General features: G+C 31.9%; 19 protein-coding genes. 13 read left to right on the top strand and 6 right to left on the bottom strand.

What is annotated here, in order from left to right:
• Positions 1-3 precede the first annotated feature (3 nt).
• The gene (locus H9L18_RS10840) at positions 4-2,241 is read left to right on the top strand and encodes a hypothetical protein (RefSeq protein ID WP_126792374.1); all 2,238 of its coding nucleotides are present in this window, start codon (positions 4-6) and stop codon (positions 2,239-2,241) included.
• Between the two features lie 47 nt (positions 2,242-2,288).
• Here the strand turns inward: H9L18_RS10840 and abc-f are convergent, their stop codons facing one another.
• Entirely contained in the window at positions 2,289-3,788 is a 1,500-nt protein-coding gene (gene abc-f, locus H9L18_RS10835) for a ribosomal protection-like ABC-F family protein (RefSeq protein WP_126792376.1), read from the bottom strand.
• A gap of 363 nt (positions 3,789-4,151) precedes the next feature.
• Here abc-f and H9L18_RS10830 point away from each other — a divergent pair, with 363 nt between their 5' ends.
• From H9L18_RS10830 to H9L18_RS10795, 8 genes are all read left to right on the top strand, one after another.
• Complete coding sequence (locus tag H9L18_RS10830) at positions 4,152-5,138, top strand: choloylglycine hydrolase family protein (protein ID WP_185847426.1); 987 nt, start codon at positions 4,152-4,154, stop codon at positions 5,136-5,138.
• A 124-nt stretch (positions 5,139-5,262) separates the two neighbouring features.
• Positions 5,263-7,077, top strand: a complete 1,815-nt coding sequence (locus tag H9L18_RS10825) for an LTA synthase family protein (protein ID WP_126792380.1) — start codon at positions 5,263-5,265, stop codon at positions 7,075-7,077.
• Positions 7,078-7,275: 198 nt separating this feature from the next.
• Entirely contained in the window at positions 7,276-8,007 is a 732-nt protein-coding gene (locus H9L18_RS10820) for an amino acid ABC transporter ATP-binding protein (RefSeq protein ID WP_126792382.1), read from the top strand.
• Positions 8,008-8,018: 11 nt separating this feature from the next.
• Positions 8,019-8,825, top strand: coding sequence for a transporter substrate-binding domain-containing protein (locus H9L18_RS10815; protein WP_126792384.1), 807 nt, complete (start codon positions 8,019-8,021; stop codon positions 8,823-8,825).
• A 14-nt stretch (positions 8,826-8,839) separates the two neighbouring features.
• Positions 8,840-9,484 (top strand): amino acid ABC transporter permease, encoded by a 645-nt coding sequence (locus H9L18_RS10810; RefSeq protein ID WP_126792386.1) that lies wholly within the window; start codon positions 8,840-8,842, stop codon positions 9,482-9,484.
• An 18-nt stretch (positions 9,485-9,502) separates the two neighbouring features.
• Complete coding sequence (locus H9L18_RS10805; protein WP_126792388.1) at positions 9,503-10,156, top strand: amino acid ABC transporter permease; 654 nt, start codon at positions 9,503-9,505, stop codon at positions 10,154-10,156.
• Between the two features lie 98 nt (positions 10,157-10,254).
• Entirely contained in the window at positions 10,255-11,235 is a 981-nt protein-coding gene (locus tag H9L18_RS10800) for a biotin--[acetyl-CoA-carboxylase] ligase (protein ID WP_126792390.1), read from the top strand.
• 75 nt (positions 11,236-11,310) lie between these two features.
• The gene (locus H9L18_RS10795) at positions 11,311-11,847 is read left to right on the top strand and encodes a biotin transporter BioY (protein ID WP_126792392.1); all 537 of its coding nucleotides are present in this window, start codon (positions 11,311-11,313) and stop codon (positions 11,845-11,847) included.
• Between the two features lie 65 nt (positions 11,848-11,912).
• On the opposite strand, the gene H9L18_RS10790 is transcribed toward H9L18_RS10795, so the two are convergent.
• The 4 genes from H9L18_RS10790 to pepV all read right to left on the bottom strand — a co-directional run bounded on the left by H9L18_RS10790 (position 11,913) and on the right by pepV (position 16,512).
• Positions 11,913-12,572, bottom strand: a complete 660-nt coding sequence (locus H9L18_RS10790) for a carbonic anhydrase family protein (RefSeq protein WP_126792394.1) — start codon at positions 12,570-12,572, stop codon at positions 11,913-11,915.
• Positions 12,573-12,711: 139 nt separating this feature from the next.
• The gene (locus tag H9L18_RS10785; protein WP_185847427.1) at positions 12,712-13,071 is read right to left on the bottom strand and encodes a PqqD family protein; all 360 of its coding nucleotides are present in this window, start codon (positions 13,069-13,071) and stop codon (positions 12,712-12,714) included.
• Positions 13,052-14,992 (bottom strand): OPT family oligopeptide transporter, encoded by a 1,941-nt coding sequence (locus H9L18_RS10780; RefSeq protein WP_126792398.1) that lies wholly within the window; start codon positions 14,990-14,992, stop codon positions 13,052-13,054. The genes H9L18_RS10785 and H9L18_RS10780 overlap by 20 nt, the downstream gene beginning before the upstream one ends.
• A gap of 122 nt (positions 14,993-15,114) precedes the next feature.
• Positions 15,115-16,512, bottom strand: a complete 1,398-nt coding sequence (gene pepV / locus H9L18_RS10775; protein ID WP_126792400.1) for a dipeptidase PepV — start codon at positions 16,510-16,512, stop codon at positions 15,115-15,117.
• A gap of 336 nt (positions 16,513-16,848) precedes the next feature.
• Between pepV and H9L18_RS10770 the strand changes: the two genes are divergently transcribed.
• Positions 16,849-19,071 (top strand): bacterial Ig-like domain-containing protein, encoded by a 2,223-nt coding sequence (locus H9L18_RS10770; protein WP_126792402.1) that lies wholly within the window; start codon positions 16,849-16,851, stop codon positions 19,069-19,071.
• A gap of 52 nt (positions 19,072-19,123) precedes the next feature.
• Here H9L18_RS10770 and treP read toward each other — a convergent pair whose 3' ends face one another.
• Positions 19,124-21,082 carry a PTS system trehalose-specific EIIBC component gene (gene treP, locus H9L18_RS10765; RefSeq protein ID WP_126792404.1) on the bottom strand — a complete coding sequence of 653 codons (1,959 nt, stop codon included), beginning with the start codon at positions 21,080-21,082 and terminating at the stop codon, positions 19,124-19,126.
• 250 nt (positions 21,083-21,332) lie between these two features.
• Here treP and H9L18_RS10760 point away from each other — a divergent pair, with 250 nt between their 5' ends.
• From H9L18_RS10760 to H9L18_RS10750, 3 genes are all read left to right on the top strand, one after another.
• Complete coding sequence (locus tag H9L18_RS10760) at positions 21,333-23,915, top strand: glycoside hydrolase family 65 protein (RefSeq protein WP_185847428.1); 2,583 nt, start codon at positions 21,333-21,335, stop codon at positions 23,913-23,915.
• 102 nt (positions 23,916-24,017) lie between these two features.
• Entirely contained in the window at positions 24,018-24,734 is a 717-nt protein-coding gene (gene treR, locus H9L18_RS10755; RefSeq protein ID WP_126792408.1) for a trehalose operon repressor, read from the top strand.
• 117 nt (positions 24,735-24,851) lie between these two features.
• Positions 24,852-26,183, top strand: a complete 1,332-nt coding sequence (locus tag H9L18_RS10750) for an APC family permease (RefSeq protein WP_126792410.1) — start codon at positions 24,852-24,854, stop codon at positions 26,181-26,183.
• Positions 26,184-26,252 lie beyond the last annotated feature (69 nt).

The raw sequence follows: 26,252 nt of genomic DNA, 5'->3' as shown, positions 1-26,252 counted from the left end.
GAAATGAAAAAGAATGTTGTTAAACTATCAGCCTTTTTATTGCTTATGTTTCCAAGTTTAGTATCTGCGGAAACGGTTCAAAAAACAATAGACACACACAAAGGCAGTGAAATTGTTCAGAGTAGCATGACAAGTGAATCAACTACTGAAACGTCGAGTACATCTAACTCTGAATCAGAAAGCATTTCAGAAACATCAAGTAGTTCATTAGAAGAAAGTACCTCTTCATCAACTACAGATACATCAACAACAGAGACAACTGATTCTAGTGGAGAACAACCTGATGAGGATGAAATTAGTTTTGAAGCAGTTGAAAATAAATTCATCACAGTTATTAATAAAGAAGAGCATATTTGGAAAGAGATTAATAAAGAAACAATTGGAACAACAGAGTCTTTATTTAATCGAACTTTTTCAGTTAAAGAAATAGCTACAACTAAAAAAGGAAAAATTTATTATTTATTATTTGATAAAGATGATAAAAAAATAGGTTATGTTCTTAAAGAAGCGCTTAAAGAAGCTGAAGGTGCTCAGGGAATTTGGCAAAAAAATGATCAGTTTGTTTCTTTAAATGATAACAATATTCAAATTTATCAAAATTTTGATTGGAAAATAAAGGAAGGTAGACCAGCAAAAGATGAAACACTCCATGCAAAAGGTGTTTACTCTCATTTAAACGGCAATAAATACTTCTCTATCTATAACAAAGATAATAAATGGTTAGGTTATGTGGAAGAGAAAAATGTATCCATCGCTGCAGGCAAACAAGGCTTATGGCGAAAAATGGATGAATATGTTTCAGTGACAAAGAAAAATTATTCGATTTGGCAAAATTTTGGATGGACTGAAAAAAATAATACAACTAACTTATTTAACCAAACGTTACATGTAAAGGGTTATTATAATCATTTTAATGGCTCTATTTACTATTCGTTATATGATGGTAATGGAAATTGGAAAGGTTACGTTAATAAAAATGCTGTTACAAAAACAAGTGGTAGACAGGGTCCGTGGATAAAAACATCTAAGTATGTCACTATTTCTAATAAAAATTACTCGACATATTCAAATTTCAATTGGCAAGTACGTCATAATGGAACAAGTCTTGTTAACCGAACTTTTAAAGTAACAGGTCGTTATGAACATTTAAATGGATCTACTTATTATTCCCTTTATGATAATAATAATAAATGGTATGGCTATATCAATAAAAAAGGGGTAAAAGAAGGTAGTGGCAGACAAGGTGCGTATATTCCTTCGAAAGATTTTGTGACGGTAACTAAAGGAAATTATTCAGTATGGCAAAATTTTAATTGGAAAAAGAAAAAATCAAGTAGTGCCTTGCAAAATAAAACTTACCAAGTTAAAGGGTTCTATAAACATATGAATGGTGATACCTATTATTCATTGTATGACAATAAAGGTACTTGGCAAGGTTACTTGAATGCTACAGGAGCAAAAGTTGCTCCAGGTAAACAAGGTATTTGGTTTGGAATGAATAAACAAGGTACTATTGCTAAGAGTGGTTATACAACTTGGCAAAACTTTAATTGGCAGAAAAAAGGTAGTACTAACTCAATGCTCAATAAAAAATATCGTGTAGGTGGTTATTACAATCACTTTAATGGGGATACTTATTTTTCATTATATGATAATAGTGGCAAGTGGCATGGTTATTTAAATTCAAGTGCTGTTCGTTTTAAAACAACTGTGTCAGATTATATGGGGACAACACCAGATCGTGTACTGAATAACTTGAAACGCCATGAACATGATGGATTTTATGTTGGAACACCGTTTAGAGGTTTAAGTTATGACGCGGCTTACTCTATGAGTCCAAGAGGTAGATCAAATGGTTATGGACCAGGTATGAATTGTACTGGGTTTGTTGCTTATGCATATCAAGATGGAGGAGCTAATCTAAATAAAATCACACAAGTTGCTAATGCTTGGGGTGGTGCAGCAAATGCTTATAATTGGCGTGACGCATTAACAAAAAACACTGATTATGAAACGTTTGGAACAATTGGGCAATTACTCTCTAGTGGAAAAGCTAAAAAAGGTGATATTATTTATTTAGAAGCTGACTTTAGTAAACCAGGACCAGATCCACATATTGGTATTTTCTGGGGAGATTACAGTAGTCATAATCGTTTCTTCCATGCAACTTGGCCAGCAACGAAGATTTCTGAAATTTATAGCTATACACCATACTCTAAAGTTTATCTTTTTTCATTATAAAGTAGAAGAACTCAATCGATGCTTGTTAGACGTCGATTGAGTTCTTTTTAAATTCTCTCTAGTTCAATTATTTTTGTGGAAACAGTATCAATAAAAGCTTTGTCATGTTCAATAAAAAGCATAGTCGGTTTTGTTAGAAGGATAATTTCTTCTAGTTGTTCATAATTAAAGATATCTAGGTAATTTAAAGGCTCATCCCATAAATAAAATGAGGCTTCCATGGTTAAAGATTTGGCAATTTCAACTTTTTTTCTTTGTCCCATACTCATTTGTTCAATTTTATTGTTAAATAATTCTCTTTCTAAACCTAATTTTTTTAAGTTACTTAAAAAAGTTTGGTAATCTAATGAATGAGTCACGCAAAAGTCTTTCAAATAGCCTTCATTAACTTCGTAATTTTGTTTAACTAAACTCCATTCATTTTGATTAGGGTGATTCAATGTTCCTGACATTTCACCATTAAAGTTACCAAGTAATGCTTTAATAAATGAAGTCTTTCCGACACCGTTAGGACCAACAATAGCGACTCTTTCACCTTGTTTGATATCAAAACTGATTGGTTTGAATAAATCAATTCCGTCATAGCTTAAGGAAAAATCTTCTGCTATTAATAGATTTTTTTGGTGAGAAGCTTGATAGTTCATTTTTAAAGGATCAATGTATTCAATGTTTTTTAGCAGTTTTTCTTTTTCTTCAATCTCTTTATCCATTCGGTGGAGTAGATTTTTTGATTTTTTCATTGTACGGGCAGCTCTGGCACCGATAAATCCAGTATCTCCAATAGCACCACTATTTTTAACATTAGCACTACCGTATTTATCGCCTTCTCTAGAATGAGCCCAGTCAGCTTTTTTTACAGCAGTTTGTTTTAATCGATCAACTTCTTTTTTTAGTTTTTCATTTTTATCTTTTTCTGATTCATCTTGGCGTTGTTTTTGAAAATGATAACTGGAATAATTACCTTGAGAAATGGTTATTTGATTTTTATCAATGGCTAAAATGTGATCACAAATTTCATCGATAAATAAACGATCGTGACTAATAACAATAAATCCTGTTTTTTTTGATTTTAGGTAGCTAGCAACTTGTTTTCTTCCAGAAGCATCTAAGTGATTAGTTGGTTCGTCAATCAAAGGGAATAAGTCTTTTTTAGAGAATAAAACGGCTAGTAAAATTTTGGTTTGTTCTCCTCCTGATAAACTTGAAAAAGGTCGCCATAAAATATCTGTATCTGTTCCAAGAAGCGTTAACTCTCGTTCAACTTCCCAAATTTCTCCAGAGTTTAAATCATCTATTATTTCATATGTCATTTTTTCTTTATCCAAGATTGATTGAGGAAAATAAGAAAAAGACATTTGGTGATTAATAGAGCCAGAAAAAGGTAATTCATTTTGAAGAATATTGAAGAATGTTGTTTTCCCTCGGCCGTTTCGTCCAATTAATCCAAGTTTCCAATTGGTATCAATATTTAAATTAACTTGATCAAATAATGTTAATCCAGCGTCATCATAACTAAATGATAGATTTTTAATTTCGATTGTAGACATAATGTCATCATCCTTTCTTTAAAAAACAAAAAACAATCAGTCCTTTTGACAGAACGGATTGTTAAGAAATCGACAGTATTCTACATAAACATGCTAGAAGGAGTATTTATTGTCATCTTACCAATTCTGTCAAATTGCGGACTAATCCCGTTAAAAAAACGGAGTTACATACAATTTGCTTAAAAAATTGGCTTAGATATTCAATATACAAATCCCTCTCTTTCATTTTTTTAAATATATCACACAAAACTAAAAAAAGCAAAAGGTATATTTAAAATAACTTTGGTTTTAGTTGACATTTTTATTAAAAAAGATTTAAAGTGAAGGTATTAAGGCTCTTGAAAAAGAGAAAGGATGATTTTTATGTGTACGAGTATTGTTTACGAAAATAAAGAAAATAACTTCTTTTTAGCAAGAACGATGGATTTTTCATTCCCTCTTGGAGGCTCTCCTATTTTTATTCCAAAAGATTATACATTTTATGTTGATAACGATTCAAAGAACTTTGATGTTCAGTATAGTTTTGTTGGATCTGGTAGACACATAGAAGATTATTTATTTGCAGATGGAGTGAATGAGGAAGGGTTAGGTGTAGCCTCTCTCTATTTTTCAGATGATGCAAATTATACTGCTTTAGATGATGAAGCTGAACATTTTTTAGCTCCGCATGATGTAGTAGCTTGGCTCCTTAGTTCTTTTAAAACGGTAGCGGAGGTAAAAAAAGGAATAGCAAGTCAAACTATTAAAGCTGAAGAATGTTCTGTGATTGGTAATGTTTTACCACTTCATTGGATAGTATCAGATCAAAAAGGAGAAACGATTGTTATTGAACCGACAAAAGCTGGTCTAATAATCTATGATAATCCTGTCAAAGTTATGACAAATAGTCCTGATTTTTCTTGGCATTTAACTAATTTGAATCAATATAATCAACTATCTAATACAACATTGAAAGAGTCCTCTTATCATCATTTTTTAGCCAAAGGAAACGGTGCAGGTAGTGGTGCACTTGGCTTGCCAGGTGATTATACATCTATTTCAAGATTTATTCGCACTGCTTTTATAAGTGAACATATTGAAAAAGTTGGTGGATTTGAAGAAAGTATTAACGTAATAACTCGGCTATTATCATCTGTTTTTATCCCTAAAGGAATAAAGAAGAAAGAAAATGGAAAAGATGATTATACTCAATTCATTAGTTATATGGCTCTTAATGATTGTTCTTACGTTATTAATTATTATGAAACGAATCAATTATTTAAAGTCGACTTAAAAAAAATGAGTAGAACTCAACATGAAATTAAAGAATTTAAATGTTCGAAAGAGTTGCAGATAGAATTATTACAATAAGCTCAGTTACAAAAAAAGACCAAAATTAAATTTGGTCTTTTTATTTTGTTTTCTAAGGAAAAAATAAGTTGTTTATTAGGTGAAAATTGCTTATTCTATGATTATATGAAAAAGGGGGAAAGAAATGAGATTATTATTATTTTTAATTGTTGGGGGTTTACTATTTTTTATCGATAGTTTGTTGTTTAAAAAAACAGACATCAAAAAGAAAATAAAAACCGGTATTGTTTATACTATTGGAGTCAATACATTGTCTTTATTTATAATGAGGTATATTTTAAAAAAAGAGTACGTGTTAAGTATAGAGAATTATAAAACATTATTTGTTTTGAAATATTTTTTATTTACTATGGTGCTTGGCTTCATAATCCTTTTTATTAAAGGTGTTATTTTAAAAGATATTACATTTAAAACCAATGAAAAAAAAGAAAAAAAAGGAGCTATTGTGTGTTCAATTGTTTCTGGAATCTTTGTTTTTTTAGGTAGTTTTTTATTGATTGGAACTATTTGGTTTATTGATTTTTTCGGTAAACTAACTCCAGAACAGTTTTTATTTAATTTTAATTCACCTGTTACAGGTACTGCTTCAGGTGTCACAGAACAAGCGGTAAATGGACCTGTATTACTACTTGTAGCTATCTTAGTTGGATTTTCTCTTTTAATGATGGCAAAATTTGAAATACAATGGCACGGAGAAAAAGTATTCTCTGATCGTTTAGTAAAACGATTTGGATGGATTTTTTCTCTAGGTTTACTTTTATTTGGACTTAATTATAGCGTGAAAGAATTACAACTTGTAAAGGTTTATCATGCATACTTTGATGATTCAAGCTACATCAAGGATAATTATCGTTCGCCTAAAACAACAAAATTAGAGTTTCCAAAACAAAAACGAAATTTAATTCATATTTATTTAGAGTCGTATGAAAATACCTATTTTGATAAAAAATCAGGCGGGTATATGAAGAAGAATTTAATGCCGGATTATGAAAAATTGTATGCTGAAGGTGTTTCATTCTCTGAATCAGAAAAACGTGGTGGGGCCTATCAAACATATGGATCAAGTTGGTCAGTAGCTTCGATGGTGAATATGAGTACTGGCTTACCACTTAAAATACCTATGAATGGTAATTCTTATGGAAAATCAGGCTATTTTTTACCAGGAGCTGTAGGAATTGGTGATATCCTTTATAAAGAAGGTTATAACCAAACAATCATGTTTGGGGCAGATGCAGATTTTGGTGGTTTAACGTCATTCTTTAATAATCATCATGATTTCAATATTTATGATGTTAAGCATGCCAGAAAAATTGGTAAAATACCTAATGATTACAATGTCTGGTGGGGATTTGAAGACAAGAAATTATACGCGTATGCTCAAGAAGAAATTACTCGATTAGCTAATGAAGGGAAACCATTTAACTTTACGATGGAAAATGCGGATACTCATTTTCCAGATGGCTATATTGAAAAGGATACACCAAGACCATTTGATGAGCAGTATGCTAATGTTATTTTCCATTCTCAAAAACAAGTAACAGATTTTGTTAAATGGATTCAGGAACAACCATTTTATGATAATACTACGATTGTTTTAACTGGAGATCATTTAAGTATGGATAAAAAATTCTTTAAAGATTTTGATCCGAGTTATCATCGTACAACAACTAACCTAATCTTGAATGGTGATTTTGATGAAAAATCAATTCAAACAACTAATCGAAAATTTGCACCTTTTGATATGTATCCGACAATTTTATCAGGTATGGGTGTTAAAATAGAAGGAAATCGTTTAGGACTAGGAACAGATTTATCTTCTGGTGAAAAAACATTAATTGAAAGAGATTCATTAGAAAAAGTTAATGATGAATTAGCCAAAAATAGTAAATTTTATAATCATGAGTTTGTGTCTGAAAGACAGAGCAGTCAAAAACAATAATCGATAGAAATGCCTTGAATATAATTATTCAAGGCTTTTTTTATAGAATTTAGATGAGTATTTGATGAAAAAATCACAAACAAATTTCATGATACTTTACAAATTGTTTTAAAAAAAGTTATAATATATTCTTATTATGATAAAAAAATTAACTTTCTAATTATTTTATCATTATTTAATGTTAAGGGGTGAGTATAAATGATTTCATTTAAACATGTGGAAAAATACTATGGTTCATTCCATGCTTTAAAAGATATCAATTTAACAATTGAGAGAGGGGAAGTCGTTGTAGCGATAGGTCCATCTGGATCAGGAAAGAGCACAATGCTTCGTTGTATTAATGCGCTAGAAGAAATCACTACGGGAGAGTTATTAGTGGATGGTGTTGATATTCACGACAAAAAAACAAACTTAAATGAAGTGCGAAAAAATTTAGGAATGGTTTTTCAGCATTTTAATTTATATCCAAATATGACGGTTTTAGAAAATGTGACGATTGCTCCTATTAAGGTGTTAAAAGAAGATAAGGAAACAGCTACTAAAAAAGCTGAAAAATTATTAGAAAAAGTTGGCATGTTACATAAAAAAGATGAATATCCAACACAATTATCAGGTGGTCAACAACAGCGTATTGCTATTGCAAGAAGTTTAGCGATGGAACCAGATGTGATGCTGTTTGATGAGCCAACTTCAGCACTAGACCCTGAAATGGTTGGGGAAGTACTAGATGTTATGAAATCTCTAGCTAAAGACTCTGGTATGACAATGATTGTAGTCACTCATGAAATGGGATTTGCTCGTGAAGTAGCAGATCGAGTTATTTTTATGGCAGATGGGCAAATCTTAGAAGATAGAGAGTCAGAAAGCTTTTTTGATCATCCAAAAGATGAAAGAGCTAAACAATTCTTAAGTAAAATTATTAATCATTAGGAGTGGTAAGGATGAAAGAAAAATTAAATAAAATACCTTTTCTTTTTTTGTTTACTTTTTTAATGGTAATGCTAGCTGGTTGTCAAAGTAAAACAGTAGCAAATCAGGAAATACTTGAAAAAGCAACAGAGAGTAATCAAATAACTTGGGGTGTTAAGTATGATACAAAGTTATTTGGTTCAATCAATATTGAAAAAAGAAAAGTTGAAGGTTTTGATATTGATATCGCAAGTGCTTTGACCAAAGAGATCTTAGGTGAAGACGCTCAAGCTGAATTTGTGGAAGTGACATCAAAAACAAGAATTCCTTTGCTCAAAAATGGGAATATTGATGCAATTATTGCGACTATGACAATCAGTGAAGAAAGAAAAAAACAGGTTGATTTTTCAGATGTTTATTTTGATGCAGGTCAATCATTGCTTGTTAAAAAAGGCAGTGATATTAAGGACATCTCTGATTTAAATAAAAACAAAACAGTTTTAGCTGTTAAAGGATCTACCTCAACTGAAAATATTAGAAAGCATGCTCCAGAAGCTAAAGTATTAGAACTGGAAAATTATGCAGAAGCTTTCACTGCTCTTCAATCAGGGCAAGGAGATGCTTTTACGACTGATAATAGTATTTTATTAGGAATGTCTAGTGAAAATCCTAACTATGTTTTAACGGGTGAGAAGTTTACAGATGAACCTTACGGAATTGCGATTAATAAAGGTCAAGATAAATTTAGAGAAACAATTAATGAAGCTATTGTTAAGATTAAAGAAAATGGTACATATACAAAAATTTATAAAAAATGGTTTAATGAAGAACCTAAGTAGAATGGAGGTAAAATATGGTTAACATTTGGCAAATGTATCAAAGTGATATTTTATCAGGTTTAAAAGTAACACTAATAGCAAGTATTACAGCATTAATATTTAGCCTAATTATTGGAACTCTAATGGCAATTTTTCAAGTATCAAGAAATAAATGGGTTAAAAGAATAGGTAATGGTTATGTTAATCTATTTAGAAACTTGCCATTACTAATTGTAGTGATGTTTTTATTTGTTGTATTACCATTATATGGTATAAAAATGGATGGTATTACTGCTGGAACAGTTGGTTTAACTCTCTATACATCAGCATTTATTGCAGATACTGTTAGAGCAGGAATCGAAGGAATACCTAAAGGTCAAATGGAAGCAGGCATTTCATCTGGCTTAACTCATGTTCAAGTGATGTGGTACATCATTTTACCTCAGGCTTTTAAAATTGTTATTCCACCATTAGGAAATCAATTTATTAATTTGGTTAAAAACTCTTCTATATTAGCAATGGTTACAGGAGCAGACTTAATGTATCAGGGAGATTTAATTGCTAGTACAACTTTTAATACGATTGGTACTTATACATTAATCGGTTTAATTTATTTAGTTTTGACGCTACCATTATCTTATCTAATGAAATATTTAGAAACTAGACTAGCGGTATCGTAGAGAAGGGAGGTTTATTTTATGGCTTTAGAACAAGCATTAACATGGAGTAATTTACGTTTTATTTTGGATGGTCTATGGGTAACATTAGAAGTAGCTATCGTTTCAATTATTTTAAGTTTTGTTATTGGAGGCATTTTTGGTGTTATTCGGTATTTAAAAATACCTGTCATTTCTGTAGGTGTTGGAATCATTATCGATATTATAAGAAATTTACCGTTGCTTTTAATTATATTCTTTACTTATTTTGCTTTACCACAGATTGGTATTCAGTTTAGTATTTTTTGGTCAGCAGTAATAGCACTGACTATTTTTGAATCAGCTATGCTATCTGAAATTATTAGAGGTGGGTTATTAGCTGTTCCAAAAGGACAATTAGAAGCGGGTATTTCTACGGGGTTAACTAAAATTCAGACTATTTACTATATTGTTTTACCTCAAGGATTAAAATTAATGGTTCCACCATTAGTGAGTCAGTTTGTATCACTTATCAGAGATACCTCATTAGCAGTAATTATTTCATTACCAGAATTAACGCATAATACAAAAATAATATATGCTGAGTACCCAAATACGGTATTACCTATGTTCCTAATTATGGCATTATTGTATTTTATTATTTGTTATTCACTTTCTTATTTTTCAAAACGATTTGAAGTAAACTATGCTAAATGATGTGATAAAGACGATGATTTCAAAAGAAATCTCGTCTTTTTTATTTTCTCCATGATATAATGAGAAAAATGAAATCAGAAGTTAGGAGAGAAAATTAAGTGAGTACGAAAGATAAAGTATTAACTTTTTTAGAAGCTAATAGGGGACAGCATATCTCAGGCGCTAAGATGGCCAAAGAATTAGATGTTTCTAGAAATGCAGTTTGGAAAGCCATTAAGCAATTAGAAAAAGAAGGCTTTAAAATAGATGCAGTGACTAATAAAGGATATTCTCTTTTAAAAGAGAATAATCAATTGTCTGAAATAGGGATTAGAGAAAATTTACGAACTAATTTCAAAGATGCCCCAATTCATTATTTTTCGACCATCGATTCAACCAATAAAAAAGCTAAAGAGTTAGCACTTGAAGGAGCTACACATGGAACTCTTGTAGTTGCAAACGAACAGACAAAGGGTAAGGGAAGATATGGCAGACAATTTGAGTCTCCAGAAGATACAGGTATTTATATGAGTGCTGTTCTTAAACCAAAAGAGTTATTTTTTAATGATCCAACTCTTGTTACGGCTTATGCTGCAGTGATTGTTTCAAGAGTAATAGAGACGTTAACAGGCAAACAAATTGGCATCAAATGGGTAAATGATTTATTCTACGAAAATAAAAAAGTTTGCGGTATCTTAACTGAAGCAGTAACGGATTTTGAAAGTGGCCAAATCGAATGGATTGTTTTAGGAATAGGGATTAACTTGTCAACGTCAGAAACAACATTCTCTAAAGAGGTTAGGGAAAAGGCTGGATCAATTTTTAACTCAAGTGATACTAATATAAGTCGAAATCTTTTGGTAGCTAAGATTTATGAAGAAGTAGTGAAACCAAGTGAGGAGTTATCAGTTGATTTAATGATGCAAGAATATAAAAGTAGATCGATTGTTTTGAATAAACAAGTAATTATTCAACAAGGCTCTAAAACTTACGAGGTGCTTATAAAAGATATTGATAAAGCTGGACAATTAGTCATTGAAACAAAAGAAGGAGAGACAAAGACATTTAACTCAGGAGAAATAAGAATCATGCTTAATTAATTGTCACCTTTTTATAAAAAAAGGTTGACGATAATCCTTTCTTTTTTTATAATGAAAAAAGAAAGGGGAGTTTTTATGTTTCGATTATCAACCGCTCAAATAAGTCGAATTGGCTTATTTACAGCTTTAACTATTATTATGTCACAAATTAGTATACCAATGCCTTACGGAGTTCCAATGACCATGCAGACATTCATTATACCTTTAGTTGCCTTTTTACTAGGAAAAAAAGAAGGCACTTATGTCTCAATTATTTATATGATTTTAGGTTTGATAGGTTTACCGGTATTTGCTGGTTTTACCGGCGGACTAAGTATTATTTTAGGACCTACCGGAGGATTTATTTTATCATTTCCTTTGATGGCTTACTGCTCAGGTATTGCTTCTGAAAAAGAATCTAAAATATCTGTGATTAGTTGGTTAGTAATTGGAGCTATTCTTAATTATTTAGTTGGAATGTTTTATTTTTCTTTAATGACATCAAGTACTTTAATGGTTGCATTTACAGCTTGTGTCTTACCGTTTATTCCAACAGCTATCATAAAGATTGTTCTGGTGTATTTTGTAGGTGAAAAACTGAAAAAGTTAAATTTTAAAAAAATAAAAGCTTAGACAAAAAAAGACAGATAGGAAAAAAGATGTAAAATCTTTTTTCCTATCTGTCTTATTTTTTGTAATTAGGCATGAAATATTTTTTTTAAAACTTGGCGATCATTTATTTCTTGTGTCTCACGGTAATTATGGTTATGAATTTCAGTTAATCGATTTAATTGTTTCTTTGATAAAGTCATTGGCTCCATTAAAACATACCATTCAACATTTTCTGTTAAAGGAGGTGTAGTTAAAGATCCAAGGTAATGATAGTAATTTAGATTTTTAGGAACCAATGAAAGTAAATTAAAGCGATTATCAAATTCAGATTCATTAAGATGATCTAAAATAAAATCAATACTATTATTTTCTTCTCCGATTTCAAATAAAACAGCAATAACAGCCATTTTTCCATTTTCAGATTGATGTACTAAGTGTAGTTCCAAAGGAAATTCTTTTTCATCGATAGTGTGCTCTCCTTTGGCATGAAAATGAAATTGTTGAAAATTAAAAAGACGATTATTAATAGAGGCAACCCCTTTTAAGTAACCCTGAACACAATAGCCTGTATTGACTATAGCATCAATTTTTTTTCGGTAACGTAAAATGAGACTACCGTCTTCTTTCATTGGTTTAGCATGATCGTTAACAATATTAATAGGTGATTGAAATTGATGAGATGGACAAGTCCAAGCCTCTTTTTCTTGATAGTTCCAATCAACAGGTTCAAAATTTATTTTTTTCATTTTGTCTTCCCCTTAGTAAAATAAGCTTGAGTAAAGTTTACAAAAAAAGAAAACAAGTCGCAAACAAAACGACCTATATAAAATAAAAAAGAGACTGTGATTAATTAGTCACAATCTCTTTAACGTTGAATTTGATTTTTTAGTTAACAGAGTATATCCATTTCTCTTCAATTTCTAAATAATGAAGATAAAGGGTTAAACGATCATAAAGATAGGTATCAGCTTCTTCAAATTTACTAGAAAGTAGTTTGCCTAACTCTTCAATATCTTTTTTACCATCTATGGCTTGAAAAATGAAGCTACCATAAGGGTCTAAGGTAATGTATGACGTTTCAGGTATTTTAACATATAACTTTCTAAATAATCGTTGAGTCCAATGATTTTGTTTTTTTTCAATAATAACTTGCCCATCTTTAATCGTAAAAATTACTTGTGGATTGATTTGATAAATTTGTTGTAAAAAAGTTTCATCTAAAGCATCACTCTTTTTTACTTTCATTACCAACATCTCCTCCTGAGCCTTTAACCTTCATAATAGGAATTAAACTAGCTATGAGTAATCCAATCAACAGGATATATCCTCCAGAGTTGCCACTGAAAATGCCAGTTGGATTGCCTGGTGTGACTACGCCAGTAATTTGAAGAATGATACCAACTAAACCAATAATTGAACCACCGGCAATTAAGCCTGATGATAAACTGATTCCGTTTGTTAAGCGTTCTTCTTTCACTTTTTCTTCTTTACTAGTTCTTTCAACGAATACTCTAACAAGAGCTCCAATTAGAATAATTGAAGTTGTTGCGATTGGTAGGTAAGCCCCAACAGCAATACTCATAACAGATAAATCCAGAAGGAAGAATACAATTCCTAAAGCAACCCCAACGATAATCATTAACCAAGGTAATTTACCTTGCATGATACCACTTGTTAAGGTAGCCATTAAATTAGCTTGAGGTACAGCAAATGGAGCATCTTCACCAGTGATTGCAATTTGTGGAGCTAATAAAGAGATAACCCCAACAACTGTTATAACCCCAACAACGCCAGAAATTAGGAAGTATTTCATCATTTCAGTACTACTACCACCCATGACAAATGTTGCCTTTTGAGCTTGCATGTAGCTACCAGCAACGGCAATAACAATAACCACGAATGTTGCAAATAAAAGTAAAATAATATTATGTTGCTCTGATTTCCAACCCATCATCACGAAAACAAGTGTCATGATGACAAGAGAAGCAATAGTCATTCCTGAAACAGGTAAATTAGATGTACCAATAGTACCTGTTAAACGGCCAGAAACAATTGCGAAAAGCAAACTTAAAATAAGTGATACTAATGAGCCGACAAGTGTAATAACAATGTCTTTAGAGATAATGAATCCCATAATAAAAGTCATTACAGTTCCAGCAAGAAGGACCATCATACCAGAAGCATCGTTTCCACCTTGAGTTGAAGATTTAGCTTTTAGTGTTTGAGAAATAGAGTTGAAAATAGTAGGAATTAATTTAATAGCACCAATTAAACCACCACTAATCATCATTCCTGCACCAATATATTTTGCGTATGAGCTGGCAATATTATTAACAGTCATTTCTTTAACTAAAAGATTGGAAACATCCCAAACGGCCGCAGATGAGTCTGCTAGGGTAGTAAAGTAACCGATTAATGGAATTAGGACGAAGTTAGTCAAAAGTGATCCTGCAAACATTGTCATGGCTACTTGGAACCCAACGATGAATCCAATACCTGATAACATAGGGTTAGCTTCTATTTCCATTTTAGATTTATAGAATCCTTCACTAACATAACTAATAGTATTGTTAACAAGACCAAAAACAGAAGAAGTAAGAGCAGTTAAAACACCACTTATTCCAAATCCGATTCCCATATTTTTTAAAGAATCTCCACCAGCATCAGAAGCGACAAGCGATTCTGCAATTGCCATAGCTTCTGGATAGACTAAATTACCATGTTCTTCAACAAGTAAATAATTTTGGACCAAACTAGTCGCTCCTAAACTGAAGAGAACACCTGTAATTCCAACTAAAACACCTTCAAGGAAATTAATTTTACCACCAATTAAAATAATAGCAGGTAAGACGAAAATCATTCCACTAGCAATTGATTCCCCACCTGAAGACATACCAGATAAAATATTTTTACTTAAAATATTTTTAGATTTAACAAACATTGAGACTAAACCAGAACCAATAATTGAACCTGGGATACCAGCAGCAACCGTCAGTCCAACTTTCATCCCTGAATAGGCAGTTGATGCAGCAAAGATAACAGAAAGCAAGATACCAAATAAAATAATTAAACCGCCACCGTTTTTACGATTTTTTCCGTCAGCAACATAAGGCTTATAGTCTTGTCCCTTAATGCCACCGTAAGCGTCTTTTGATAATTTTTTCATGTATTTTACCCCAATCTATTTTTATCATACCTTTTTTGAAACACCTTAAAAAGATTACCACTCTTAAAAAAATAGACTAAAGTAGAAGCAGAAAGGGACTTCTACTTTAGTAAGTGTTGAGATTATTTAATTAAACGATAGATAGCGTCAGCATAAATAGCTGCTGATTTGAAGATATCTTCTACATACATATATTCATTTGCTTGATGCATTGTATCTTCTCTACCTGGGAACATAGCACCAAACGCACAACCACGTTCAAATAGACGACCGTAAGTTCCGCCTCCGATAGTTTTTTCAGCGCCTTTTTCACCTGTGTTATCTTCATAAGCACCTAGAAGAGCTACTACAAGTGGATCTGTTGCAGGTACATAGTGAGTTCCTTTAACACCAGGTTCCGCTACAACTTCTACGTTATCTAATTTTCCAGTTAATTGTTTGATAATAGTATCAGCGTCTGTTCCTTTAGGGAAGCGTACGTTAAGAGCTAGTGTTTTTTGTCCTTCAGCTTCATAAACAAAAATATTAGGACTTGAAGTAAGTTCACCCATAACAGCATCAGTATGATCAATACCTGTTAATTTTCCAGAAGGATCTAAATGGAAGAATTCAGCGATTGTAGAAACATATTTCATACCTGAAGCATCAAGAGATAAATCTTTTAAGAAGTTAGCAAGATGAGTTCCAGCATTTACCCCTAAAGAAGGATTTTGTGCGTGACAAGCTTTACCAACTAATGTCAGTTCAAGCTCGTTTCCATTAACAGCTGCTGAACCACCTAAATTATTTTTAGTAATATAAGCTTCAAAAGCTTGCTTAAATGTATCTACTTCACTTGAAACAATTGTAGCAGAAGCGTTTCCTGGTACCATGTTTGAAGCTAAACCTGATTGGAATGCTTTCAATTCAACATCACCTTTTGTATCAAGGTTAGGGAATGTTAGAAGGAAAGTAGCAATTCCTTTTTCTCCATTAATAATAGGGAATTGAGCGTCTGGTGAAAAACCAAAATCAGGCATTTTTTCATTTGCTTGATAACGGTCCATACAATACCAGCCGCTTTCTTCATCAGTACCAATAATGTATCTAACTTTTTTAGATACTGGTAAGCCTAAATCTTTAATAATTTTAAGGGCATAATAAGCAGCGACAGCAGGACCTTTGTCGTCGCTTGAGCCACGAGCATATAATTTTCCATCTTTAATAACTGGTTCAAAAGGATCTGTATCCCAACCATCACCAGTCGGAACTACGTCAACGTGAGCTAAAACGCCAAGAGTTTCATCACCTTCACCGTATTCGATGTGGCCAGCTACGTTTTCTATATTTTTAGTGATAAAGCCATCTCTTTCACCAATTTCTAAGAATTTGTGTAAGGCTTTAGCAGGACCAGGTCCAACAGGCATATCGTCTGTTTTATTTTCTAAGTCTTTCACACTGTTAATACGGATTAGTGAATATAAATCTTCCATAAGTTCATCTTTTCTTGAATTTACTTCTTCTTGCCAATTAATAGACATATTTTATTCCTTCTTTCTCGTTATAAGTGCTACTACAAATATAAATATTAAATAACGTACTATCCTCCTTTTATTATTTTTCCAACTCTAATATCCCACTAAAAGAAAACGGTTTCAAAGGTAAAGTGGAAATTATTAGAAATCTCTTACTTTATGTCCTTGTTTATTAAAATAATCACATCAGGTACTTTTAATAAATTTACTTTATTTTATAAATCTTATATAGACCAATTAATTTTTATTGTTACTTTTTTTGCGGAAATATTACAAAAGTGTTACAAAACATGGTAAAATGAATTTATAAAGGAAAGACAAATAAATGGAGAGGTGAGTAAGATGAAACGATTTAGATTATTAATTGTTGCGATGTATCTAATGTCATTTTCTGCTCCTTTAGTCACCATGGCTCAAGCACCTTCAAATAAGAATGTTACTCCAGTCAATCAACAAGCAACAAAAGAAACTTTAAATGTAAAGAATAGTCAAATAAATCTTAATAGTAACTGGGCACCTGAAAATAACTTTGTTTCAGCAACTGATGTTAACGGGAAAAAAATAGAATGGAAAGATATCAAGAAGGCTGTAGTTGTAACTGGCACTGTGGATACAAAAAAAGTCGGTGTGTATAAAGTAACTTACACATATAATAAACTAGTTCAAACAGCAACAATCGAGGTGATAGAACAACCTAAACCTGTTAAACCTGTAGAACCTCCAAAAGATAAAAAAGTACTAACTCAAATTAAAGCTAAAAATGTAGTTATACCTTTTAAGGGAGCTTTTGATATTTCTCAATCATTTGATTTTGCTATTGATAGTGAAGGAAAAACATTAGCTTTTAAAGAGGTAGCGACCTTATTAAAAGTAGACAATCAAGTGGATACAACCAAATTAGGTACTCATAAAGTGACCTTTACTTATGGTAATCTCGTAGCTATTTCAGAAGTGACTGTTGTAGCTGTACCAACAAAAATCAACTTAAAACCGGTAACTATTGAAGCAGGAAATACTTGGAATATTAGAGACAATTTTATTTCTATTGATATGTCAGACGGAAGTCAGTTAGGTTGGGATGCAGTCCAATCAGATATTATCATTGATCAAAATCCAGATGTTACAAAACCAGGTGTTTATAATATTACTTATAGTTATCAAGGTATTTCTAATGTGACACAAGTAACCGTTCAAGGAAAACAAGTGACACCTGTCGAGGTAAAAGTAGTTAATCGTCAATTTAACGTTGGCGATGTTTGGTCACCTGAGTTAACCTTTGATTCAGTTGTTATGTCAGATGGAACTAAACTTGCGTGGAAAAATGTTGCTAATACAATAGTTGTAAATGGAAAAGTAGACACAAGTCAATCAGGCACCTACTCAGTTATTTATACGTATGGCGATAAAAGTGCAACAGCTGTTGTGACTGTTAAAGCCGTAGAGGTTATTATGGTTCAGGAAGTATCTGTTAAAGATAGTACTTTACCAATTGGTACTTCATTTAAACCTGCTGATAACTTTAATTATGTCATGATGTCAAACGGCGTTAAATTAACATGGAAAGATGTTGAAAAAGATATTGTAATTAAAGGACAAGTGGATACACAAAAAGCAGGAACATATAAGGTTACGTATGAGTATGGAGACAAGAGTGCGGTAGCAACTGTAACTGTTAAAGATATGGAAGTTATTAAGGTTCAAGAAATTTCGTTAAAGGATACAACTTTAACTGTTGGCATGAAATGGCAAGCAGTAGATAATTTTAACTATGTATTAATGTCAGATGGTGTCAAATTATCATGGGATGAAGTTGTAAAAGAGATAGAAATTAGTGGAGAGGTAAATACTAACAAAGTAGGTACCTACAAAGTTACTTACACATTTAGAGATAAATCTAATGTGGCTACTATTCAAGTAAAAGAAGTAGCTAAACCTAAAGTAGATAAAGTATTTGTTAAAGATAGTACCTTAACTGTTGGTGCCAAATGGCAAGCATCAGATAACTTTAATTATGTTTTGATGACAAATGGTAGTAAATTAGCATTTAAAGATGTTGCAAAGGATATTAAAGTAAGAGGAAATGTAGATACTAAAAAAGTAGGCACTTACAAAGTCACTTATGAGTATGGAGGAAAGTCTGCCGTAGCTACTATTGTTGTTAAAGAAAAAGCTATCACTGGTGTTCATAGCTTGTTTGTTAAAAACACAACACTTCAAGTTGGAAATAAATGGCAAGCATCAGATAATTTTGTTGGTGTGAAAATGGCTGATGGAAGAGAATTAGTTTGGAAAGACGTCGTAAAAGATATCAAGGTAAAAGGAAGTGTGAATACTAACAAAGTTGGTAAATACCAAATCACTTACACTTATGGAGACAAAACAGAAACTGCAACAGTTGAAGTTTTCAAAAAAACAGTTGCTCCTGTAAAACCAACTACTCCAAAACCTACTTTACCACAAACTGGTGAGAAGGATAGTTTTGTTTCATTTATTGTAGGGATTGTTATACTAGTTAGTACATTTTTAGTTGTTACCTTTAAAATTAAAAGAGTTGAGAATGAATAAATTAAAAGCATCTAAAATCTGTTTGATTTTAGATGCTTTTTTTTTATGTTAGTTAGAAAACTTCTGCAGTTCCAATTGTTTCAGAATGTTTGACAGAACCTTCTTTTTCTAAAGCTATATGTGGTGCTTTATCCATATTAGTTAAAGCAACAATAATATCAGTTTGTTTTCCAGAATTTTTAATTGCTTCAATATCCATTTTGGCTATTAACGTATCAGGTGTGACAGCATCACCTTCAGAAATAGATAAGTCAAATGGAGTTCCGTTTAGTTCAACAGTGTCTAATCCCATATGAACGAGAACTTCAATTCCGGTAGTTGAAGTGATACCAATGGCATGTTTCGTATTAAAAATATTTGATACAACCCCATTAACAGGTGAATAAACATCTGAATTATCTGGTTGAACGGCAAAACCATCTCCCATCATTTTTTGTGAAAAGACAGGATCAGAAACATTAGCAATACTTAGACAGTTACCATCTGCTGGAGCATAAAAAGCTTCAATTTGTACTTCTGTTTGAGTTGAAGTAGGTTCAACTTGATCAAACTCTGGTGATGGATTTTGAGTATTTGGAACGTTAACAGGATCTAATTTATTCAAGATACCATATTTTCTAAAAAGAATAGTTAGAATAAAAGGTACCACTAAAACAATTGTCATACCAATCATAAAATGCATTTTTGAACCTGATTGGATAGAAATGATACCTGGTAAACCACCAATCCCAATTCCTGTTGCTTTGACATTCATGACAGTAATATAGCAACCAGCAATACCAGATCCTATCATAGCAGCTACAAAAGGATATAAGTATTTCAAGTTAATCCCGAACATAGCCGGTTCAGTAACACCTAGATAAGCTGAAATAGTAGAGGGAATAGATACTTGTTCTTCTTTTTCATTTCCACGATGTAAATAAATAATAGCTAAAACAGCTGAACCTTGAGCAATATTTGATAAAGCAACCATAGGCCACAATGTAGTGAATTTTAAGTCCGCAATCATTTGTAAGTCAATTGTCAACATCAAATGATGAAGACCGGTGATAACGAGTGGCGCATAGAATGTTCCATAGATGATTCCAAATAACCAAGAGAAGCTTGAACCGATTGCTAATGAAACAACGTTGGTAATTTGACTACCGATTGCCCAACCGATTGGTCCTAAAATAACGTGAGCCGCTAAAACGGTTGGAACAAGAGAGAAGAAAGGAACAAAAATCATTGAAATAGACTGAGGTATTATCTTCCTAAAGAATATTTCCATATAAGCCAACATGAATCCAGCAAGCATTGCCGGAATTACTTGTGCTTGATAACCAACCATTTGTACTTGCGCAAAACCAAAATCCCAGAATGGAATTTTATCTGCAGCTATCTCAGCCATACCGTAAGCATTAAGTAATTGAGGTGACACTAAAGTAATACCAAGAACAATCCCAAGTATTTGGGTTGTTCCCATTCTTTTAGCGATACTCCAGGTAATACCAACTGGAAGAAAATGGAATATTGCTTCGCCGATTAACCAAAGAAAACTATGAACACCAGCCCAGAACTGAGAATGTTCAATGATCGTTTGTCCACCATAAGCACTAATAGGGACACCATCTAAAATATTTCTAAAACCGAGGATTAACCCTCCAATAATAATAGCAGGAATAATTGGTGCAAATACTTCAGCTAAAACTGAAACTGCACGTTGAACAACACCTAAATTTTGTTTGGCAGCTTCTTTTCCAGCCTCCTTAGAAACACCAGAAATACCAGAAACAGCAGAAAAATCATTGAAGAAGACAGGGACATCATTTCCTATAATGACTTGAAACTGTCCTGCATTGGTAAACATACCTTTAACACTAGGAATCTCATCGATTTTATCCTCGTCCGCTTTTGTAGGATCATTTAAAACAAATCTCATTCTTGTTGCACAATGAGTTACTGCGGCAATATTATCCTTACCACCAACATAAGCTAAAAGATCTTCAGCATCTTTTTGATACTTTCCCATATTTTACACTCCTTTTTAACTTGTCTAGTCAAGTTGTTTTTGTAAGGCAATCATACCTATTTTTTTGGGGGATTGCAAGCGTTTTACATAAAAAAATAATAAAAAAGAAAAATTAAAAGCTTTTTATAGGCTTTAAATCAACGTTTTATAAAAAAATAAAAATATTGATAAATATTAATTATTGCTTTTAAAAAAATAGTTTGCTATGATAACGGCATAAATGTATATACAAGTTAAAAGGGGTGCGGTTATGAAGTTAATCAAAATTTGTGAAAAAAACTTAAGTATATCTTCAGAAGATTTAAAAAGGGAATTTACTTTAAATGAATTTTTAGATAAAAGAAAAATAAGTGAAATCATAGATGAATTAAGAGATATGGAATATCAAGCAGGTGTATTTTTTGGAGAAACGTTAACAAGTGATGATGTTAAAGAAACTTTATATCGATTAACCGAAGCTTTAAATATTCCTCTTTTTTATTATGATGAGACTAAAACAATGGACGAACAAATTAGTAGAGCACTTGAAGAGTTTCAATGGCAATTATCCTACTTTGACTATCCAAAAGGTAAAGAAGAATATTCAATAGAGTCACTTTTGACTGTTGGGAATGGTTACTTAGGCTTAAGAGGAACTACACCAGAGATGGACTTATCAGATGCTAATTACCCAGGAACGTATTTAGCAGGTGTTTATAATTCTTTAACTTCAAGTATTGAAGGAACTTCAGTTGTTAATGAAGATTTTGTTAACTTACCGAATGCTCAAAAAATTTATTTAGTTGTTGATAATGAGTTAATTAATTTAGAGGATAATCAAGTCAATTATCTGCATAGAAACTTAGATTTGAAAACAGGTGAGTTTAATAGCTGCTCTGAAATAACTTTAAAAAATGGACAAAGACTAAACATTGAAACAAGAAAATTTGCTAGTATGGAAAATCGTTCTTTCTATGGCATTAAATATCGGTTCAGTCTTGATTATTCAACTAAAAACGTTCAGCTGATTTCAGAAATTGATGGGAATATTAAGAATTATAATGTGGAGCGCTATAGAAAGTTAGCTAGTCAGCATTTAAATGTAATAGAAAATTCTGGACTTAGTACTCAAGCGTGTATGCAAGTTGAAACAACTAGCTCAAAGATAAAAATTATGGAAACAAGCCAATTATTCAGTAACCAACTATCATTTGATGAGATCAATATAGAAACAAGTGATAATCAAGTTATTCAATCTATTTCTTTAGATGTTGAGAAAAACGAATGGTATGACATCGAAAAAATCGTTCATGTTTCAAAAGATGTTGAAGAAGAAATTACTTTTTCGAGATATGATGAATTACTTCAAGCATCTAAAAAAGAGTGGGGTCAATTATGGACTGCTGCTAAGATAGATATTTCTGGTGATTTGATGTCTCAAAAAATGTTAAACCTTCACACATATCATATGCTTGTATCTGCCTCTCCTAAAGGAAATGAAATGATTGATGCCTCTATTACTGCAAGAGGACTTCACGGGGAAGCTTACCGAGGACATATTTTTTGGGATGAATTGTTTATGATGCCGTTTTATTTAATTCATTTTCCTGAAACAGCAAAACAATTGTTAATGTATCGTTACTTAAGGTTAGAAAAAGCAAAAGAGCTTGCTAAAGAAGAGGGACACGACGGGGCTATGTTCCCATGGCAGTCAGGCTTAGATGGAAGTGAGCAATCACAAAAATTACATCTAAATCCTTTAAGTGGAGAGTGGAAAGAAGATCATAGTAGAAGACAAAGACATGTATCTTTAGCAATTGCTTATAATTATTGGATGTATTTTCAATATACGAAAGATCAAGCATTTTTAGAAAATTATGGCATTGAAATGCTAACTGAAATTAGTAAGTTCTGGTTATCATTAGCTAAGTATGATTCTAAACTAAATCGTTATGTAATTGAAGGCGTGATGGGACCTGATGAATTTCATGAAGCTTATCCGGGTGCTAATGAAGGTGGATTAAAGAATAATGCTTACACAAATCTAATGGTTGTTTGGTTATTAGATGTGATGGAACAACTATCTCAAAAATATGACAAACAAATTGATTTAGACTTTGAAAAACTGAAAGCAGTCAAAGAAAAATTATATTTAGAAATCAATGAAGATGGTATTATTGCTCAATTTGAAGGGTATTTTGACCTTAAGGAGATAGATTGGGAGTATTACAGAAAAACATATAAAAATATTTACCGCATGGATCGTATTTTAAATGCAGAAGGTAAATCTGCTGATGAATTTAAAGTTGCTAAACAAGCAGATAGTTTGATGATCTTTTATAATTTTCCCGTTAAGAAAATACAAAATTTGTTAGTTAATTTAGGGTATCAATTACCTACTGATTTTGTTGAGAAAAACCTAGATTACTACTTACAAAGAACATCTCATGGTTCGACTCTATCTCGAGTGGTTCATTCTCAACTAGCGGAAGTTGTAGGAAATAGAGAACTCGCATGGAAACTATATCAAGAAGCTCTTTATTCTGATTACAGAGATATACAAGGTGGAACAACTGCAGAAGGAATCCATACAGGAGTTATGGCTTCAACATTAGCTGTAACACTTTCTGATTTTGCTGGATTGGATATTAGAGAAGATGTGATTTCGTTTGAACCACACTTACCTGAAAAATGGAATAGCTTAGCTTTTTCTTTTGAAAAACAAGGTGTTAAATTAGAAGTATCTCTTTCAAAAGAGTCGATTATAATTTTGGTCGATAAAGAAATTGAAATATATGTTAATAAAGAAAAACGGTTACTTTTACCAAATAAAATAAATAAGTTTAGTTATTAAAGTAAGGAGTTCAAAGCATATCAATTATTATGCTTTGAACTTTTTTAGATTGCGAGAATTCTTTCCCCCCTTTATAATGAAGAGACATAAAGGAGAACAGAGATGAATAAATTTAAAGAGATATTTTTGGACTTAGAAGAAAAAATTTTAAATAATGAGTATCCTCCGCATACACTGCTCCCTAGTGAGAATCAGTTAATCAAAATGTATGGTGTTTCAAGAGAAACAATTCGAAAAGCATTGAACCTTTTAACAAATGCGGGTTATATTCATAAAAAACAAGGAAAAGGTTCAATCGTTTTAGATATGAATCGTTTTGATTTTCCTATTTCAGGACTGACAAGCTATAAAGAATTACAAAAAAATCAGCATATACCAAGTGAAACGATAGTTGTTGAGTTAAAAAAAATTGCGACACCAAAAGAATTAAGCAAATTAACTGAGTGGCCAGTTGCTTCTGAAATCTGGAAATTGGTTAGACAAAGAAAAATTGATAATGAAGTTGTTATTTTAGATAAGGATTATTTACTGACTAGTGTCGTTGAAGATTTACCTATAAAAAAAGCGGAAGACTCAATTTATGAATATTTTGAAGAAGAGTTAGGATTAAATATTGCCTATGCTCAAAAAGAAATTTTAGTAGAACCTGTTACAAAAGAAATCAAAGATTTGATGGATTTACATGGTGATGAACATGTCGTAGTAGTTAAGAGTTTGGTGTATCTCGAAGATACGAGATGTTTTGAATATACAGAGTCTATTCACCGTTTAGATAAGTTTCGCTTTGTTGAGTTTGCTAGACGTAGAAAACAAAATTAATGAAGAAACTATTTCACATTGTTGAAATAGTTTTTTATATTGGTGGGTTAAATAAATATTGCACTTCTTAATAGATAGGCTTATCATTAAGCATAATGTTATTTTAGGAGTGAGTAAATGGAAGAAGATAAACTGAAAAAAGAAATTTCCCTACTCGGTGCTTTTTCGACTGTTATGGGAACTGTTATTGGTGCAGGAGTATTTTTTAAGGTCGCAACAGTTACAAAAGAAAGCGGTTCGGCAAGTATCACCTTACTCGCTTGGTTTGTTGGTGGGCTACTAACGTTATGTGCTGGATTAACAAGTGCAGAACTGGCAACGGCAATACCTAAAACAGGTGGAGCTGTAAAATATATAGAATATACTTATGGAAAACTTTGGGGATTTTTATTAGGTTGGGCACAAATGTTAATTTATTTTCCGGCTAATATTGCAGCATTATCAATTATTTTTAGTACGCAACTTATTAACTTGTTCCATTTAAAAATAAGCTGGTTGATCCCAATTGCAATGATAGTAGGTTTTTCTGTTACTGGAATAAATTTACTAGGGACAAAAGTCGCTTCAAGATTTCAATCAGTTTCTCTTGTGTTGAAGTTAATTCCTATTTTTTTAATTATCGTTGTAGGCCTATTTAAAGGTAGTGGAGAAACTGTTTCTTTTATCCCGTCAACATTAAGTAATCATTCCGCATTTTCTAGATTTAGCGGTGCCTTATTTGCGACTCTTTTTGCTTATGATGGTTGGCTGGGAGTTGGTGCAGTGGCAGGTGAAATGAAACGTCCTGAAAAGGATTTACCTAAAGCTATTTTTTCAGGATTACTCTTTATAACAGTAGTCTATGTTGTGATTAATTATGTTTTCTTAAAAACATTACCAATAGAAGCGCTTAGTGGTAATGAAAATGCAGCTTCTGATGTGGCTAATGTCTTATTTGGTGAAGTGGGAGGAAAAATTGTAACATTAGGTATTCTGTTATCTGTTTACGGAGCACTAAATGGTTATACAATGACAGGTATTAGAGTGCCTTATGCCTTAGCTAAAGAAAACTTGATTCCTGGTAGTCAATGGCTTAGTCGATTATCTAAACATACAAAAGTTCCTTATATTGCAGCTTTAGTTCAAATTGGTATCGCATTTATTATGATTAATTTAGGATCATTTGATCTACTAACAGATATGCTAGTTTTTGTTATTTGGCTATTTAGCGTTATGATTTTCTTTGCAGTTTTTATTTTAAGAAAAAGAGAACCTGAATTAAATAGGCCATATAAAGTCCCTCTTTATCCTATTATTCCATTACTTGCAATTTTGGGTGGTGTATTTATTTTAGGAGTTACCTTACTAACGCAAACAATGTTAGCACTAACAGGAATTTTGATTACAGCAACAGGTATTCCTATTTTTTTCATTCAAAAAAAATATCGTGTAGAAACAGAAAATAACTAAAAATTTATTTAATAAATAAAACTAGTTTGGAGTAGTCGGTAAATCCGATTATTCTAAACTAGTTTTTTC

Origin of the sequence: Vagococcus carniphilus, assembly GCF_014397115.1 — a bacterium.
Lineage (GTDB): Bacteria > Bacillota > Bacilli > Lactobacillales > Vagococcaceae > Vagococcus > Vagococcus carniphilus.
The sequence above is the reverse complement of the archived record's forward strand: the minus strand, read 5'-3'. Positions and strand labels throughout refer to the sequence as shown.